Here is a 17,657-nt window from a genome sequence, read left to right as displayed (position 1 = left end):
ACTATTTCTATATTCAACCGAATATATTTCATCAATTGGCTGCATTTCCGACCGAACGCCTGAAAGGTATTGTTCCGTTCGTCTGCGCCGCCGACGCGGGCGGCTTCACGGCGGCTGCGGAACGACTGAACCTTACGAGTTCGGCGGTGAGCAAGAGCGTTGCTCGGCTCGAACGGCGGCTCGGCGTTGTGCTATTCGAGCGGACGACGCGCAGCCTCGCGCTCACCGACGCAGGGCGTGCGTTCCATGAAACCTGCACGCGCATTCTGTCGGAGCTCGCGGAGGCGGAAGCCATTCTCGCCGCGCAAAAGCGCGAGCCGGTTGGTACCGTGCGCGTTGCGTTGCCGGCCTCCTTCGGCCGTCTGTGCGTCGTGCCGGTGCTGTCGCGCTTTTCAGCGCAATATCCGGACGTGCGGCCGCATCTGTTGTTCGCAGACCGCTTCGTCGATTTGGCTGAAGAAGGCATCGATCTCGCTGTGCGCATCGGCGGGCCGCCGGATCTGCCATCGTCGCTCGGCCGGCGCTTTCTAGGCCGCGAACGACTGATCTTCTGCGCGGCGCCGGCCTATCTTGAGAAAAACGGCATGCCGCAGAGGATCGACGACTTGCAGGAACATGCCTGCGTCGTATACGGACGGTCCGATGGCACGCAGCCGCCGTGGTCGTATGCTGCGGCGGACGGGCAAGTCGTGCAATGCGTCGTGCGTCCACGCATCGTGGCAGGCGACGCCGAAGCACAACTTGCATTCGTACGGGCGGGACTTGGTATCGCGCAACTCGCGACCTGGTTGGTGCGGGATGATCTGAAGGCCGGCCACCTCGTCACGATCCTTGGTGAGGCCGCAACTGATGGCTTGCCGCTCAGCTTGTTGTGGCCGGTAGCGCGGCAACTGACGCCGAAGGTCCATGTGCTGGCACAGATGCTCGAAGGGCATTTACGTGTCCGATGAACAAGATCGTCCGACCTCTCAATCGGACTCTTGCTCAAATGATTTCGATCGCAAACGCAGCTCCCTTGATCCTCAGTGTATCTTCCCTATGTTCGCGGGGCGGAGTCTGGAGCCAGTCGCTTGCGAAGGGGCAGCTCTGTAGACTCACGCTTCTGGTTCGACCGTCGCAAGTACCAGCGTCGCCTCGTATCTCGGGCTCTCCTTGCTTCGAAATCCCTTTTATTTTGCTGGCAAACGGGTCATCCGTGTCGAGCCCCGCGATCTGGGACGGCTTTTGAGGTCGCTCGAACAGTGAAGTGTTTTCAATCTGGAGCCACGACACTACGTTCCCGTCGCGGATGAAGGATCAAAGCAACTCGCCGTGACCGACTGACTTCCACTCGGCGCGGCGTCATTCCGCCGCATCCGACTGTGAACAACGCAGCGGACGCGAGGAACCGCGGCGTCAGTGCGGGCGGCGAAAGCAGGACGTTGCCCTCTCTGTCCTTGACGTTGCGTGTCTCCAAAGACACTAAGTCAGTGTAGAAACCTGAACAGTGCGGACGCACCGAACTTGTCCGCAAGCTTGTTCTAGGCGCGCGCCCTGACGAGCGTGATCAGCAATGCCTGCGCGGTGATCTTTGTTTCAATGTGGCAGCGTTCGTGCGGCAGAGCGAGTCAGCTCATCGCATTGCGCGTCGGGCCACGCGCCGTTGACTCGCTCGATCAGCCCGCGGGCCTACCGGGCTGAGTCGTTGTGCTGCACTCAGTGCGTCGTAGCGGAATCGAGTCCCGTCGACGTGACGACCGGCTGGACTTCGGGCGACGCGAGATAGTCGAGCCACGGCTTCGCTTCGATCGGATGCTGCGCGCCGACGGGAATACCGGCGGCAAAGCGTGTGACCGATTGCATCGACTCCGGAATCTTGCCGACGAACGCGGCGCCCTTCACCGGACGAAGTTCGCTGACTTGCTGGAATCCCACTTCGTAATCGCCATTGGCGACGACCGACGCCACCGGAATCTTCGGGATCATTTTCACCTTGACCTTCACCTGGTCTTCGATGCCGAGCCGCTTGAACAGCTCACGCTCGATATAGACGCCGCTTGCGCTGTGCGAGTAGGCGATCGATTTCGCGTGCAGCAGCGTTTGCTTCAATCCATCGACCGAACCGATATCGGGTTTCGGCGCGCCGTCGCGCACGACCGCGCCGATACGCAAGTCCGCAAGCTCGACGCGCGATCCGGGCACGACCTTGCCTTCCTTGATGAGCTCGTCGAGCGCGTAGCCGACCATGATCACCACATCCGCGGGCTCGCCGCGTTCGAGCCGGTTCGGGATGGCTTCCGGCGATTTGCCCATTGACGGTCACAGTGCGGTATCGAGCGTGTTGCCCGTTGCTGCCGCGAACCTGGGTCCGAGCACTTTATAGGCGGCGGTGAATCCGCCCGAACTCATGACGTGCAGTCCGGCCGCTTGCACGCTCGTGCAGGCAGTGTGGCGGGAAGCAGCGCGGCGATGCAGAACTTGAGAAGGAAGGATTTCATCCGCTCGCGTGATGTGAGGTTGAGGAAATGGATGGATTAGGCGGATCGAAGCGCGGCCGGACGGCGCCGGTAGAGCGCGAGCGTCGCACCGAGCGCGCAAACCGCTGCGAAGCTCATCCAATAGCCTGGCGCGGCTTTGTCGCCTGTCATGTGGATGAGCGCCGTCGAAATCGCCGGGGTGAATCCGCCGAAGACAGCCGTGGCAAGACTGTATGCCAGTGAGAAGCCTGCCACGCGCACCTCGACCGGCATCACTTCCGTCAGGGCGACGACCATCGCGCCGTTGTACATGCCGTACATGAACGACAGCCACAGCAGCACGAGCAGCATATTGATGAAACTCGGCGCGTGCGCGAGCATCGACAGCGCGGGATAGGCGGTGACGATCGCGAGAATCGTCATCGAGAGCAGCAGCGGACGCCGCCCGATGCGGTCCGACAGCGCCCCGCCGATCGGCAGCCAGATGAAGTTCGACACGCCCACGCACAGCGTGACGAGGAGGCTGTCGGCCGTGCTCAGATGCAGAACGGTCTTGCCGAAGGTCGGCGCATACACGGTGATCAGATAGAAGCTGGTAGTGGTCATGGCGACCAGCATCACGCCTGCGATCACGACGTTCCAGTTTTGTACGAGCGTGCGAAAGACTTCGGCCATCGTCGGCCGATGCTGACGCTTTTTGAACTCCTGCGTTTCCTCGAGATTGCGCCGCAGAATGAAGATGAACGGCACGATCATGCAGCCGACGAAGAACGGCACGCGCCATCCCCACGCGGCGATGGCCGCCGTGTCGAGCCATTGATTGAGCGCGAAGCCGAGCGCCGCGGCAACGACGATGGCGACCTGCTGGCTCGCCGATTGCCAGCTCGTGAAGAAGCCTTTCTTGCCGGGCGTCGCCATTTCCGCGAGATACACCGACACGCCACCGAGTTCCGCGCCCGCCGAGAAACCCTGCAGCAGACGGCCGAGCAGCACGAGGGCCGGAGCGAAGAGGCCGATGGTCGCGTAGCCCGGCACGAATGCGATCAGGATGGTGCCGCTCGCCATGATCGAGAGCGTCACGATCAGACCCTTGCGGCGGCCCACATCGTCGATATACGCGCCCAGAATGACCGCGCCAAGCGGCCGCATTAGGAAGCCCGCGCCGAAGACGGCAAACGTCATCATCAGCGAAGCAAATTCACTGGCCGCAGGGAAAAACACCGCGGCGATCTGAGTCGCGTAGAAGCCGAACAGGAAGAAGTCGAACTGCTCCAGGAAGTTGCCAGCCGTGACGCGCAGCACGGCGGCACTCTTCGACTGTCCGGAGGACGCGGTATGAGCGGAGGGGTGCATCGAATGTCTCCTGAATAGGGATGCACGGCATCCCGGCGTATTGTTGTGTACCTAATGGTCGCCGGAATTCTGAAAAACGAAAATTGCAACTTTTGGAAGGATTGATGTTCCTTGAACATCAATCCTTCATCACGGGTATCAAGCCACGAAGCGGCACTGCGAGGCAGGCGTGCGCGTGTCCATGTTGCGACCGCGGTTGAGGTGATCGTCGATTTCCCCCGCGCAGCCCAGCATGCGGGGATAAAGGAAAATCGTGAACGCCGCCGTTTCGAGATCGGACTCGGTCAGGTCCCCGCGCCGCAAGGGCTGCCAGAGCATCTTCAGCAACAGCGCGGCGATGATCGCATCGACATTCACGCAGTAGACGTTCCGAGACACGCCGGCATCGAACAGTGCCTGTACGAGTTCGCGATAGTACGCATGGAACACGTTGTACTCGCCGCGCTTCTCACACAAATCGGCGATGAACACCTCGCGCGGATCATGGTTGACCGGCCTGTCCTTGAATACCGGATGATTCACGCCTGGAAGCTTGGCGATGTCGAGGCTGCCCGCGTTCTTCTGTCGTGCCTTGTACTGCGCATACTGTTCAACGGATCGCTCGGCGAGCGCGCGCAGGTCGATGGCGTGGTCCGGCCTGGACGGATTGTCCAAGGCGGTTTCCTTGAAGGCGTCGATCAGAAACGCGATGCCTTCGTAGCCATTGCCGCCGTGCGTGAAGCCCGTATGCGAGAGAAAGCCGACAAGCGCCTTATTGAGCTGCACGCGCTCGGGCGATTCCGGTCCATCCGCGGACACTGCGCCCTTTGCCCCTTGTGCCGATATCGCGCCGGGACCATTGGTGAGCAGAAGGCCTGCGAGGGTCTTGAAGGTGAACAGGTCCTCAGGGCCTGGTTTGAGATTGAGAAGGGCGGCGAAGCAGAGCTCGGTTACGCTGCGCTCGTTCAGCACTTCAGCAGAGGAGAAGCCGCTGAAGCCGTCCGGGCCGTGGCGCGAGGCGTCGGCCGATGCCCCGATCAGCGTTCCGATCAGCATGCTCCACCAGGGCAGGCTTTCGGCGGTGATGCGTGAGATGCGCTTACGCATGAGCGGGCCCCATGCCAGCGTTGTCGTGATCGCGGCCAGTACCGCATCTGCGCTCGGGTGAGCGGGCCGTGAGGTGAGCCAGCGAACGAAAGTCGAACTTGCACCGCGCGCCGCAAGTCCGGCGAGCATGGCCTCGGCGCGCGGATCCCGGGCGTCGCCGAAGAACGCCTCACTGCCGGTCGCATCGACGAGATCAAGATCGAAGTCTTCGTCGTGCGCGCGCGCAAGGCCAGCCGCCGAGAAGCGGTCGATCAGCCATTTGACGGCTTCGCGCGCGGCGCGCTGACGATTCGGCCCGCAGATGGAGGCCGCAGCCGCAAGAATCGCGTTCGGCGCATTGCCGGCCTCGCGAGCGGCTTGCGCCGCAGCGAGTTCCGGCATGCCGTGAAGATTGACCGATGCGCCAATTGCCACGTTGATGAGCTTTTCGTCGTTCTCGCCGCCGAATTCGTGCAGCAGCGCAAGGCTCACATTCGCTTCGAGCGAGCGCGTCGCGGCCTCCAGCATTGAGGTGCCGTGCAGGCTGCTCACCTGCGTCTTCGCATCCATCTGCGACGCCCCTGAGGCGTCCTTGAGCGTCTGACGAGGGGCAATCGAACCAACCTGGCGATTGACCTGCGAGACCTGTTCGTCATAGGGGGCGACGGCACTTACCACGGGAATAGCGAGGGCCGACGGAAGTTCGATGCCCTGGTCCGAGCCGAACCACGGTTTGAGCGCGAGACTGCCTTCAGGCTCGAAGTCGGGCATCGTTGCGTTGGCGCGCATCACGGCCGTCAGCGCCGCCGGAATATGCGCGATGTTCGTGACGACCGCCCCTTTGGCCGAGCAGCACGGATCGTCGGGCGTGAAGAGCTGGTCCACGCCGAATTTCTCCATGAACCAGCGTTCCTTGGCTTGCGCGTCGTCGGAGCCGCCGGCCATCGCACCGGCGTGGCCGACCGCGCGCGTCAGTCGGCTCTTCCAGCGTCCCACTACACACGCGACCACCGGCTTGCTGAACTGTGCGTCGGCCTCGTAGTAGCCGCCCGGTTCGCAATAAAGCACCGCCGCCTTGCTACGCGCATCGTTGGCGAGCGCGAAGGCGAATTCCGGCGCTGCGTAATGGATATAGACGTCCTTACCGCTTGAAATAACCGTCGAGGTGCCCCAGCCGCTCATGCGCAGGTACTGCGCGATCGTCGTGCTGAAGCCGCCGGAATTGGAGAAGATCGCGATCGATCCTGCGCGCAGCGAATCGTCTGGATTGTCGCCGCCGAGCGCTCCGCCGATTCTCACCCGATTCCACGAATCCGCGACGCCGAGACCGTTCGCGCCGAAGATGTCGATGCCGGCTTGCTGCCCCATCGCGCGGATTTCGCGGGCATCGTGAACCGCGATCTTCTCGGTGATGATGAAGATCTTGCGCAAATCGGGATTGACGCGAATCAGCTCCGCGACGCCGTCGCGCGCGGCCGACGGCGGCAGATAGACGACGCCGCAGTTGAACCGGTGTCCTGCCTCAAGACCTTCGCGAACGTTGTTGTACACGGGCACATCGCCGGCGGGCGTCGCGAGCATTTGACCGCCTTTGCCCGGCGCTGTGCCAAACACGACGTTGCCGCCAGAAAACGCGTGGCTGACGGGTGTCACGTCCGAGGATTCACCGCCCAGAACGTTGAGCACGCAGACGCGGTCGTCGCGCGTGGCGATCTGCGCGAGTGAGTTGATGCCGACGAAATACTTGAAGGGGCTATTGCCTTGCTTGTGCATGTCCATCTCCTCAGGCCGGGTTCGCTTCGGCTTTCATTGCGCTCGCGCCGATCCGCGCGGCAATCTCGGCCCGGCCGCCCGCGCGCATCCACGCGTCCGCCTGGCGGGCGTACTGAATCACTTCGCTGATATCGGAGTCGAATCCAAAGAGCCGGTAGGGCAGACCGAGCGAGTCGCAGGTGTCCCTGAGTGCGGACATGCCGCGCACGAGATTCGGACCTCCGCGGCCGAGCACGACATAGAGGGGCGTCGGGCCATGCTCGCTGAAGTGTTCGCGAAGGGCGTCAGCCATCGCGCGCAGCGTCTCGAAGATATCGGTGTTGTTCGACTTGCCGCCGATGATGAACAACACGTTCGACTGTTTGAGCCAGTGCCTGAAGCAGATGCGGGCCACTTCCTTCATCTTTGCGTAAGGCGGATTGCCGCCGAAATCCGACGAGATGATCGCGGCGTCCCCAAGCATCTCGGTGACAAGCGAATTGGCCCCGCCGCCGAAGGTGGGCGCCAGTATCGTTCCCATCTCGTTGATCACGTAGACGTCGCTTTGCCCCTGGTGCGTGCGCAACTGATTGATCTCCTGTTCGAAGTCGGAGTAGTCAGCGGCAAACAGGTGCGGCGGCAGACCAAGACGCGCCCAGCGGGGATCATCGCGATCGAAGCCGCACTTGAAGTCACACGCGACTGGCGTGAGCCGCCCGTTTTTGTCTTCGCGCATCCGGATCGGATTGAGCTCGAGCGTGGTCATGCCGAAGTCGTGGAACAGCTCCCAGAGCTTCGGCAACTGCTGAACGAGCGGCGAAATGATCTCCTTCGGCGCGCCGATCTCGGAGAGCGCGTTGGCCACGACAAACGCCTTCAGCCCCGTCAATGCATCGAAAGGCACCATGGCGACGTGCTTCGGGTCCACCTCTTCGATGTCCATGCCGCCCATGTGCGAGAGCGTCATGGTTGGTGCGCGAAAGCGGGTGGAATCGGTGATCGAGAAATACACTTCGTGCTTCGCTGGCACACCGGCTTCGAACGTCACGCCATTCGCCTTCGCCTTGATATGACCAACGGTGTGCTCGGCGAAGTACAGACGTTCCTTCTCTGCTAACGCAGTCTTGAGATCGGTGGCGCGGCCGAGGAGACCTGCTTTTCCCTTCTTTCCAACGCCGCCTTTAAAAACTGGCTTAATGAAGACCTGACGATGACGGTCGATCAAGGTTTTGATTTCCTCTTCGCTGGCGCTGGGCCCGAGGATTTCGCTCGCCGGAAAACCGACGAACTGCAACAAGCGCGAGCCGTGCAACATACCGGTAATTTGCATGGATGTCTCCTGAGGTTCTTACGAAATGCGAAAGTAGTGCGGGCGCTGTTGGGTGTTGCAAGCGCTTGAAGCGGATGCGATAGCTGTGAACGGCGATCAAAGCGCCAGCGGGTCCGAGCGCGGTAGACTCTCACGTGGGTTACGCGGTCTGACATTTGGACTGAGTGGACCTCGCCGCGCGGTCAATAAGCGCATGCGAGGGAAATTTCTGGCAACACGCGCTAGCTGCGCAAGTCACGCCTCAGGTCGTACATACCGTGTCTCCGACGCGTTTTGTTTGTGTTCCCATGTTGCTGGGATCATCTTGAGGTCAGATACTCACGCAAAACGACCTTCGCGATAAGTGCATTTTTTTGAGGCATTGATGCGCGACTGTTATCAATGCAGGCGGACGAAATATGACATCGCTGCTGCGGCCCTTCAATCGGACCGGCTAAAACAGATGGGTGGGAGGCCGCGGCTCACGCCTCCGACGCCGCTTCCGGCCTCCGCGATGAGCGAAGGCGCATAAACGACCTGCTGCTCAGACTTTCACTGGCATCTTGATTGCCGTGCGAGTGGTCTACGGCTTCAAACCTGAACCGTAGGCGCCGCTGCCGCCTGTCGACGAGCGCCGATGGACCGCGCTATGGCCGTACCTATCGCGAGTACCAACAGGCACGCAGTCGGAACGAGCATCGGAGCAGCGTGGCTTTGAGTCACCTTACCGACATACGGCATCAGGTTCTGGCCAAAGAACCCGCCGAGATTGCCGATGCAGTTGATCGCTGCAACACTGGCTGCCGCGCGAGCGCCAGTGAAGAAACGCGGCGGGAGCGACCAAAAGCACGGGTATAACAACGGAATGCACGCCCCGCCCAAGCAAAGCGCGATGAAGCGTAGAGACGTGGTGGGCAAAACCAAGCTCGATGCAAAGCAGACGACTCCGATGCCTGCAACGACGGTCATTGCGCGCAGTACAATACGTTCACGTTTCAGCTTCCCTGGCAGCCAGAGCAAGAGCAGGGCAGCGAGCGCCCAGGGAATCATGTTAAGCAGTCCATTGACGGTGGCTGAGACGCCGTAGCTTTTCACGAGCGTCGGCATCCAGTAGGTCACGCCATACAGCGACGTCGACATCAACATGTAAGTCGCGGCGAACATGAGGACCTTGGGGTCGATGAATGCAGCCCATGGGTGCGACGCCTTTGCCTCCGGAGAGGCTTCCCTCAGAAAGGCCGCTTGCACCACGTCTTTTTCTGCCTGTGAAAGGAACGGAGCAACCCGCACGGAATTCGGCAGGTACTTCAAGGCGACGAAGGCAACAATGATCGCCGGAGCGCCGGTCGCAATGAAAACCCACTGCCAGCCATCGAGTCCCCATGTCCCACCGAGGGAGAGCAGAAGCCCGCCAACCAAAGAACCGAGCATATTTGCCAGGGCACTGCCGAGCGTGAAGAATCCGAGCACGCGAGTCCGGTAGCTCTGTGGAAACCATTGTGTAAGGTAGTAGATGACGCCGGGATAGAAGCCCGCCTCAGCGACACCGAGCGCAAAACGGTAGAAGTAGAACAACGGAAGAGACTTCGTAAACGCCAGCAAAACGGTGATGATTCCCCAGGTGACCATGATTCGCGCCAGCCAGGTACGAGCGCCGAAGCGATGAAGAGCAAGCGTACTGGGAACTTCGAACAACAGGTATCCGATAAAAAACAAGGATGCACCAAAGCCGTAAGCGGCCTCAGTCATGCCCAGCGCCTGCACCATCTCCAATTTGGCAAAACCAACGTTCTGGCGATCGATGAATGCGATGAGAAACATCACAATGAGCAACGGCATGAGGCGCCATGCCATTTTTCGCATGACATGCTGTTCAGAAATCGGAGTCGTGTCCATGGTCCCTCCAGGGAGAACGCCTGCCGCTCCGCCCACAATGACAATCTGCGGCAGACCAAGCTAGGACGTAAGATATAAACATATATATCTTTATATCTCTGAATGACCTCGCCGTTCCATGGGGTATTACCCGGACGCGAACGGTCGCGCGCCGGTTCACTGTCGCGGATGCGACGACAGTGATTCGGTGCGAATTAGCCTCGGGATAACCAGCGCGCGATGATGCGGGCTTCGCTAGGACGGGGGAGAAAGCGCCGGCAGAAGACCAACGCGAAAGCTGGATGTTTAGCGAATGTCGACTTGATATTGAAAACCAGCCGCAGCGCCTCGGGTCGTCCGCCATTCGATCGGTGTTCCCGCAAAGTCGGCAGCGATTCGCTGAACCTGGATGACCGCGCTGCCGAGATCGACGCGCAACGCAGCCGCGTCCTCCTCGGTCGCTTGCTCAACAGTGAGCGTCTCCGTGGCTGAAGCCACTATTTGTCGGCACGTGCGTTCATAAAGCGGGTACATCAAATCCCCGAACTCGTCGAGCGGGAGGGTAGTCAACGCTTCGAAGCGATGGCGAGCAAGCCAGATTTCTTCCCGAAGGACTGGCTCGGAATCGATGAGACGAACGCGAGAGAGGCGGATGCACTTTTCGCTGCTCTTCATTTGCAGTGCCGCGCGAATCGCTTCGCTTGGTTTCAGAACAGTACGTCCCAACACCTTTCCTGTCGGCTGGACTGACTTGCCGTCCGCTGATTTGAAGCGAAAAAATCGGAACAAGGAAGAGTCAAAGCGCGGCCGGCGGACGAAAGTCCCTTTGCCCTGCGTGCGGGTCAGAACGCCATCAGCCACCAACAAATCGATGGCTTTGCGCAGGGTGCCGATGGACACCTCGTAGGCCTGACAGAGGTCCGCCTCGGTCGGTATCGCCTGCTCGGGTGCCCATTGTCCATCGGCGATACGGCGTACGATATCGTCGCGGATAAGTTGGTAGCGCGGCAGCCGCAGGTCTGCGTTAGTGGGGAAAGTGACGATGTCCATAGGTCATATAGATATACACAACTCTATCTCTACTGTAGCACTGTCGTCTCCGAGAGATAATCCCGACAGACACCCAGCCGCACAAGCCTAATCTCGAGATATAGGCATATATATGAATATATGTACCGATGAGGGCAACGATGTTCGCTCGGTATGCGCCTCGTCAGAAGCAGTGCGACCGGCATCAGGCTCAATCTGATAGGGCGGCCGCTTCCAGATTTGCGTTCGTCAGTTTGGACCACGTTTGGCAGACGACTTGCGCTATTTGGATTGCATGTCGATTTGCACAGACATGCGTGCGATGTGCCGGCACTTATCGAGCCGCTTCTCGACCAAGGCTTGCCCGTGGTTGTGGACCACTTTGGAAGGCCGGCTCCCGACAAGGGAACGAGCGACCTTGGATTTAACGAACTGCTCGCATTCGGCGCATCCGGTCGGGTGTGGGTAAAGATTTCAGGCGCCTATCGCTGCGCGGAGCCGGGCACGTCGTTCTTCCGTGAGGCAACCGAACAGTTGCTCCGCGCCTACGGACCATCGCGCCTAATGTGGGGTATTGAATGGCCACACACCCAGTTCGAACATACGACTGACTTCGCTCGAGCGGTCTCGGTGTTACAGGACATTGTCGGTTCGACATCAACCAAGCGCCTCGCAGCGCTTCGGCAGCGGACTCCCTTTCTCGCACCTTATGGGGTAGCCACGCAGGTCGGTAGGTTGCTTCGCTATGTCACCTGATTGTCGCCGTGACCGGCGACCCGGATCGAGCGTCGTGGGAGCGAGGGAGTCTCGCCCCGGCGCGGGCACGGCGGCGGGGTCCGCGTCGTGGACGGCCGTCGGCATGGTTACGTCGAACGCATCGTCGGGGCCTGGCACGGGTCTAAGCAGATATGGCCGCGATGAGGCATGAAGCCGTACAGGCGTTTGTAAAAATGAGCGCCAACGGATTGTCGAAACAGTTGTCCCCACGCGCTCATCGGGCCAGGTACGAATCCATGGGAATGAGCTCGACGGCCCATCCACTTTCTTCGCCAAGCGTGGCGGCCGGATGCATGGACGCAATGCGCAACGCCTCGTCACGGGTATCCGCCTCGATGATGAACAGGCCGCCCACGACTTCCTTCGACTCGGCGTAAGGCCCATCAGTGACGTGCGTTTTGCCGCCGCTTGGACGAAGCGTCCTCCATTTGTCTAGATCGCCAAGCGATGCGGAAACCAGAACCTTACCGGTAGCGCGCATTCTTTCGTCCAGCGCCGGGCATTGGCTCACCAGTTCCCTGACGTCGACTGGTGCCATCGCGGCCATTTTTTCTGGGGTGAAGTAGGCCAGGCCTAGGAATTTCATGGGAGATCCTTTGTTGGCTGCGGACTTACTGACGACGAACCGAGTGATCGGAGATCGACACTGTTCTTGGAGAGGTTGTAGGAGGTTTCACCACCCTGTCCGCTTCGGGGTCGCTCACGTTCTGCGTTGTCGCCAGCAGCGCTTGCCGGTGTGGAGAACAATAAGGACTAACACGAGGGTCAGGGTAATCCGAAGACTCTCATCCAGATCCTCGGCGGCGACCCAATCCAGCCTCGAACGCCGACGGGCAGCAATAGCCATTTCGCGACGGTCGACGGTGCAGCGAGAGGTCTACCGCAGCGACCGTTGTACTCTCCGCAGCGGGCATGCAAGTCCGAAACTAACGACGGCTGGGGTCGGAAGAGGTCAGCGGTAGGTCCGTAGAGGCATTACACTCCGACTCTGCGCGGGGACGTCCGTAGCAATTCATGCAGCCCGCGCTTATAGAACCGAGCGAGCCCATTGGTGCCGTGGCCGCACGTATCCTCGCTCGCAGGGATAACAAACAGCCGGCCGTTGCGCGCACGCTGCATCGCGCGCTCCATCAAGCGGGTCTCCGGCGGATAGCGTTCGTCGTCGGCGGCGTTAATGGCGAGGACGGCAGCTTCAATGTCTTCCAGGGCTGGTGCCGGGTTATAGCCGCGTGCGGCACTCCACTGATATAAGTAATCGTTGGCATCCAATGTGAACGGTTGACCCAATCTCGTGTCGACGTACTCGTCGGCTAGTTCCATCGTCGACGCCGCCTTTTGACAGGCGAGCGTCCCACCATTAGTGGCCAGTGAAAAAAACGCGTTGAGAAGGCGCAACGAACTTGGCTGGCTCTCATAGTTACCGCCCTGGTACTCCGGGTCGTTTCGGACCATCTCGATGAGCATGCGGCGCAGCATCCAGTTTCGGCCGGACATTTCCGTCGGTTGTGACGCCATCGGCACGAGCGCATCCATGAAATCGGGATACCGCACGCCCCAGATCCATGCGTGCATGCCGCCCATCGAATTACCGATCAACAGGCGCAAGTGCCGGATGTTCAGGTGCTCGGTCAGTAGTCGGTGCTGCGCGAGCACCATGTCGTCGTAGTTGTAAGCCGGAAATCGTGTGCGCAGTCCGTCGGACGGCTTGGACGATCCACCGGCTCCTAGAGCGTCCGGAACGATGATGAAATACCTCTTGGCATCGAGCGGCTGCCCGGGTCCGAACAACTCCCCCGCAAAACCAGGTGTCAGCATGCTTGCCCCGGTGCCCGTCGTGCCGTGCAAGACGAGAACCGGCTCACCTGACGGGTCGCCGATGGTCCGGTAGTGGATCCGAACCTCCGACATCACCTCGCCGGTGTGGAAACGGAAATCTCGTGCGATCCAGTCCCCTTCGTACGGCGCGGGATAGTCGGCCGCATTGCAATGTGTGGTTTGCAGCATTAGCGCGCGATCCGACAGATACGTCACTTCGAGATCGGCGCCAAAGTCTGAAGCGCCCCCCCGAGTCGAGCTGACGCGTACGCCGCGTCCATGACTTGCATCATGAGCTCTGCGTCGCGCAACGACGCGATTGGCGTTGCGCCAGTACGGCATTCTGTCAGCACCTGCTTGACGAACAACGGGTAGTAAATGTCAGTTTCGAGCTGGAGGCGGCGGCTCCGCGTGCCGGCAGACAAGTTGTTTCTGTCCCGAATCTCGATCCGGTCGGGCCCGGACTTCGCGTACATTCGATCTGATGCAAGCGTGAACGAAAACTCGCGCTGCTCGTCGGGCGTACTGGGGAAGCTATAGCCCGTTTCCACCAGGCCGATCACGCCGTCTTCGGTTTGCATGGTCAGCAGCGAATAGTCCTCAACGTCCCCTCGATGCGTTCTTGCGTTCATCGTGGCAGAGACTCGCGCGACCTCCTTGCCAGTGAGCAATCGAAACAGGTCGATGAAGTGTGTCGCCACATTGATTGTCGATCCGCCTCCGGAATACTGGGGATCGAGCGCCCAGCCGGCGCCGGCCGCCTCGTATCGACCGGGCGGCCCCACAATAAAGCGGAACGACATGTAGTTGAAGTCCGACGGTATGCGGCCTTCCGCATCCTCGAGCGAGCTGAGCAATTCGCTCATTCGGAAGATCAATGGCACTGCGCAATAGAGATTGGCCTGCTCGGTCAGTTCGCGAAGTCGGGTGACCTGTGACATGTTGACGCCGCAAGGTTTCTCCAGCGCGAACGGAATGTTAAGCGCGATCACGGCTTCTGCGAGCGCCGGCATCTCGGAGTGCCGTCCGAACACGAATGCGAAATCAACTTCTTCACGCTCGAGCAATTCATAAGCCGACGAGTACAGCTTGCTTCCGAATCGTGCGGCAATCGCCTCGCCCTTGACATGCTCCGCATCCGACACGGCGACCACTTCAATTCCGGGGGCTTCCAGCGCATCAAGATAGAGCGGGACATGCCAATGGCTGACTTCCAGCAAAGCAACTCTCATGCATATTCTCCTTTGAAATACCTATTTATCGCGGATTGTGGTCTGGTGTTGATCGTCCATCGGGGCGGTAGTCGAATCCAAGAAACTTAAGTGCATGGACAGCCTGCCCCCGATGCATCGGTCCCCCGTCCTCGGTACGACACCCGCGTGCGTGCGCGGCGCGCCGAAGCGGTGTTGGCTCGGAGGCGTTGATGATGTCGACGACGATGGCGCCAGGCGCGAGCCGCTCCGGATCGACCGGTATCGCATCACCCACTTTCATGCCGAGGGGCGTGGCATTGATGACCACCTCGAATCCTTGCGGATCGGGTGGCCCTAAACGTACGTCGCAGCCCGTCTCGGCAGCCACAGCTGCCGCCAGGTCGGCAGCCCGACGTTCATCGATATCGGAAATGGTTAGCCTGCTGGCACCTGCGGACGCGACTGCGAATGCAATGGCGCTTCCCGCGCCTCCCGAGCCGACGAGAAGCACAGACTTGTTCGCAGGGTGGTTGCCCTCCCACTGCATTCCAAGAACGCAGCCAACGCCATCGAATATCGCGCCAACCCACCGTCCATCCGCCTGGCACCGGATGACGTTGATGGCGCCGACCTGACGAGCAGTTGCATCTAGTTCGTCCACAAATTCCAGCATCCGTTGCTTATGAGGCATGGTGACCAGCATGCCCGAGAGATTGCCCATCGCTCGTGCACCAATGACGAATGCGTGCAGGTTTTCGGCCTGCACCCAGAACGGAACGCAAGCTGCGTCCACGTGCTGTTCAGCAAAGAGTTGGTTCAACAACTGTGGCGACTTAGCTGCCGTCAGTGGATCGCCCACTAACCCGTAGAGTCGCGTTGTTCCTGTGATATGTGGATCCATTGCTGCGTTGTCTTCGAGGTTGGCTGATGGCGCAGTCTTTCCTGACTGCTCGGAAACGTGGCGTACTAAGGGCATGTCGGTACATCCATACTCGAAGCAAGCCGCGTTGATTACGTGTACCGCGTCTCTATCACGCAATCCGTTCGTCGCGGTTTTGGAGCATCCACGACTGTCGGATGCGCCGAGAGCACGCTATGTGATGAGAAGGGCAAGGGATTGAGCAGTCACTTCCAGGGTGCAGGCGGTGCGTCGAGATCCCAGGTCCCGTAGACAGCAGGCTCGTTGATCTCGATGACCTCGAGGTCGTCGGAGCGCCATAGCACGTTATGCGGCACGCCGGCGGGTTGCGACAGGCCGTCGCCTGCACTAACGGTCACGTCGCCCTCCACTCCCGCGAAACGGAACGTCACGGATCCGCGCAGCACATACAGGTAGTGGCCAGTCATGTCGTGCCAATGCCAGCCGGTAGGATCGGTGAACGGCTTCAGCGCACGAATGTGCTTCGCCCCGATCCGACCGTTGGTTACCGCGGCGAGTCCGAGGTCGCGATACTCAGAATCGGCGCGCAGGCCCTCCTGGTTCCAGGGCGCCTCGGCCGCGCTGATGCGCGCAAACGCGCTTAGAGATTCCGCGAGCTCGCGCGGGCCCTCGTAACGGGGTGTGTCTTCGTTATGCATTTGCATTTCCTGTGTGCGTGTCAGTGAAGCCGCCAGCGCCGCGGCCGCATTTTTTCTGTTCGGCTGATGCCAAATTGCATCAAGGCGGGACCACTACGAACGAACCTGATTTCCGAGATGTTGCGCATCGGCCGTTTTAGTTGATCCAGCCATCACTTCGCCCCGCAAGCGCTCGTATTCGGCTTTTGGTACGGGGACCGCATTGCGGTCGCCAAGGTCGTTGAGGCGCATGCGATACGTCTCCCGCGTAGTGAAAGCGGCGAACGCAGCCACAAGACAGATGCCGAACGTTAGTGAGCCGATTTTGAGCGGAATGTTGGCGGTGCCGGGAGGCGCGACGGCTACAAAGAGCGTTGGCGTCAGTGCTGCAAGCGTCGTCCCAACGTTTTGTCCGATGGCCATTCCCGTCACGCGCACTCGCGTGCGGAAGAGTTCCGGGAAAAGGCTCGGGAACACACCGTTGAAGCCCTGGTAGGCGATGCCCCACATCAGCACCGAAAGAACCACCGTGAGCCAGAGACTATGGATGCTGATGGCATACAAGTATCCGAAAGAGAGCAACCCGGCGCTGAGCACGCCGGCAAGAACTGGCGGCCGGCGGCCGATTTTGTCAGAGAGGTTGCCGACGACCGCCGCCGCCAGGAGCTGTCCGGCTTGCACTCCTTGCAGGTAAAGCTCGCAAAGTAGCCACGCCGGCCGAAAGGAGCGGCGGCGGGCACGGGACTCGAAGTGGCATCGAATCCGGATACGGCGGGGCCGTCATCGACGAATCGGCAGGTGATGGCGCGCGTGGCGATTCGGCACAAGTTCTGATATTTCAACATATTGGGCGAGACGAACGGTTCCGTTCCAGATTGCTGGACGGTAGATCGCTCGCCCGCGAATTTTGAATGCTATGCCTAATTCAAACGACCGGAATGGCTCGCAACCGGTCGTTGACGATTTTCAGGATCATATGGCCGAGATGGGTCGATTTCGCCTCTTGGTCGGGAGACGAACCGCTGTTCGCGATGACCGTAGTTGTGAACGACCGGTGTCGAGGGTTGAAGAGCCGTCCCGCCGGCAAACGACGAACGTCAGCAATGGCCGATGACGTGCTCGGCTTGGACGTTCTTGCCTGGTAGCGGTCACGGACGCTCACGGGGCCCAATCGCAACGATGGTTGACGATCTTTTCGCGACGATGGAAGATTTATGGTTGAAACTTGTCGCTCCCGGAAGTTATTTGAGTAACAGACCAAGCGCCTAGGCTCCGTTTTGACCTCAGAACCCGGCCAAAACAGAAGTTATTTGGTTAATTTTCCGGAAGCCAATTGAGTTCTTCCACACTGTCGAGGTAAGCGTAAAACATCTTTCTGGAAGTTAATTGCTTGAAAAACCGCCTGCGAGTTCATATGGTTTGCAGCGTAGCGCCCGCGCAAAGCGGCAGTGGCTTTTGATCGCATTGCTTCTCTGC

General features: G+C 60.2%; 12 protein-coding genes and 3 pseudogenes. 3 read left to right on the top strand and 12 right to left on the bottom strand.

The genetic code is table 11. The features are described 5' to 3' along the window. Nucleotides 1-35: 35 nt before the first annotated feature. Both AWB70_RS30385 and AWB70_RS39445 read left to right on the top strand, forming a co-directional pair. Nucleotides 36-950 (top strand): LysR family transcriptional regulator, encoded by a 915-nt coding sequence (locus AWB70_RS30385; RefSeq protein WP_053568943.1) that lies wholly within the window; start codon nt 36-38, stop codon nt 948-950. A gap of 574 nt (nt 951-1,524) precedes the next feature. Beyond that, nucleotides 1,525-1,680 (top strand): annotated as a pseudogene (locus AWB70_RS39445) (dicarboxylate/amino acid:cation symporter); the annotation flags it as partial. A gap of 15 nt (nt 1,681-1,695) precedes the next feature. Here AWB70_RS39445 and AWB70_RS30375 read toward each other — a convergent pair. The 6 genes and pseudogenes from AWB70_RS30375 to AWB70_RS30350 form a co-directional block, all read right to left on the bottom strand. Continuing rightward, nucleotides 1,696-2,477 (bottom strand): annotated as a pseudogene (locus AWB70_RS30375) (substrate-binding domain-containing protein). A gap of 36 nt (nt 2,478-2,513) precedes the next feature. Next, nucleotides 2,514-3,809 (bottom strand): MFS transporter, encoded by a 1,296-nt coding sequence (locus tag AWB70_RS30370; RefSeq protein WP_045453142.1) that lies wholly within the window; start codon nt 3,807-3,809, stop codon nt 2,514-2,516. 138 nt (nt 3,810-3,947) lie between these two features. Further along, nucleotides 3,948-6,647: a CoA-binding protein gene (locus AWB70_RS30365; protein WP_053568924.1), complete on the bottom strand. Its 2,700-nt coding sequence runs from the start codon at nt 6,645-6,647 to the stop codon at nt 3,948-3,950. 10 nt (nt 6,648-6,657) lie between these two features. Further along, nucleotides 6,658-7,956 carry an ATP-grasp domain-containing protein gene (locus AWB70_RS30360; RefSeq protein ID WP_053568925.1) on the bottom strand — a complete coding sequence of 433 codons (1,299 nt, stop codon included), beginning with the start codon at nt 7,954-7,956 and terminating at the stop codon, nt 6,658-6,660. Nucleotides 7,957-8,526: 570 nt separating this feature from the next. Then, nucleotides 8,527-9,831: an MFS transporter gene (locus tag AWB70_RS30355; RefSeq protein WP_045453148.1), complete on the bottom strand. Its 1,305-nt coding sequence runs from the start codon at nt 9,829-9,831 to the stop codon at nt 8,527-8,529. 285 nt (nt 9,832-10,116) lie between these two features. Beyond that, entirely contained in the window at nt 10,117-10,860 is a 744-nt protein-coding gene (locus AWB70_RS30350; protein ID WP_045453150.1) for a GntR family transcriptional regulator, read from the bottom strand. Nucleotides 10,861-11,013: 153 nt separating this feature from the next. On the opposite strand from AWB70_RS30350, the gene AWB70_RS30345 reads away from it, so the two are divergent. Beyond that, on the top strand, nt 11,014-11,595 hold the full coding sequence (locus AWB70_RS30345; protein WP_075644246.1) for an amidohydrolase family protein: 582 nt from the start codon (nt 11,014-11,016) through the stop codon (nt 11,593-11,595). Nucleotides 11,596-11,830: 235 nt separating this feature from the next. Here the strand turns inward: AWB70_RS30345 and AWB70_RS30340 are convergent, their stop codons facing one another. The 6 genes and pseudogenes from AWB70_RS30340 to AWB70_RS30315 all read right to left on the bottom strand — a co-directional run. Continuing rightward, a complete protein-coding gene (locus tag AWB70_RS30340; RefSeq protein ID WP_053568927.1) occupies nt 11,831-12,202 on the bottom strand; it encodes a YciI family protein in 372 nt (123 codons plus the stop codon). Between the two features lie 389 nt (nt 12,203-12,591). After that, entirely contained in the window at nt 12,592-13,647 is a 1,056-nt protein-coding gene (locus AWB70_RS30335; protein WP_374730265.1) for an alpha/beta fold hydrolase, read from the bottom strand. Further along, nucleotides 13,644-14,663 (bottom strand): Gfo/Idh/MocA family protein, encoded by a 1,020-nt coding sequence (locus AWB70_RS30330; RefSeq protein ID WP_053568929.1) that lies wholly within the window; start codon nt 14,661-14,663, stop codon nt 13,644-13,646. Before AWB70_RS30330 ends, AWB70_RS30335 begins: the two co-directional genes overlap by 4 nt. A gap of 25 nt (nt 14,664-14,688) precedes the next feature. After that, nucleotides 14,689-15,600, bottom strand: coding sequence for a shikimate dehydrogenase family protein (locus tag AWB70_RS30325; RefSeq protein ID WP_235024392.1), 912 nt, complete (start codon nt 15,598-15,600; stop codon nt 14,689-14,691). Between the two features lie 149 nt (nt 15,601-15,749). Continuing rightward, nucleotides 15,750-16,202, bottom strand: coding sequence for a cupin domain-containing protein (locus AWB70_RS30320; protein WP_053568931.1), 453 nt, complete (start codon nt 16,200-16,202; stop codon nt 15,750-15,752). Between the two features lie 93 nt (nt 16,203-16,295). Next, a pseudogene (locus AWB70_RS30315) lies at nt 16,296-16,877 on the bottom strand (MFS transporter); the annotation flags it as partial. Between the last annotated feature and the right edge of the window lie 780 nt (nt 16,878-17,657).

Origin of the sequence: Caballeronia cordobensis (assembly GCF_001544575.2) — a bacterium.
GTDB lineage: Bacteria > Pseudomonadota > Gammaproteobacteria > Burkholderiales > Burkholderiaceae > Caballeronia > Caballeronia cordobensis.
The sequence above is the reverse complement of the archived record's forward strand: the minus strand, read 5'-3'. Positions and strand labels throughout refer to the sequence as shown.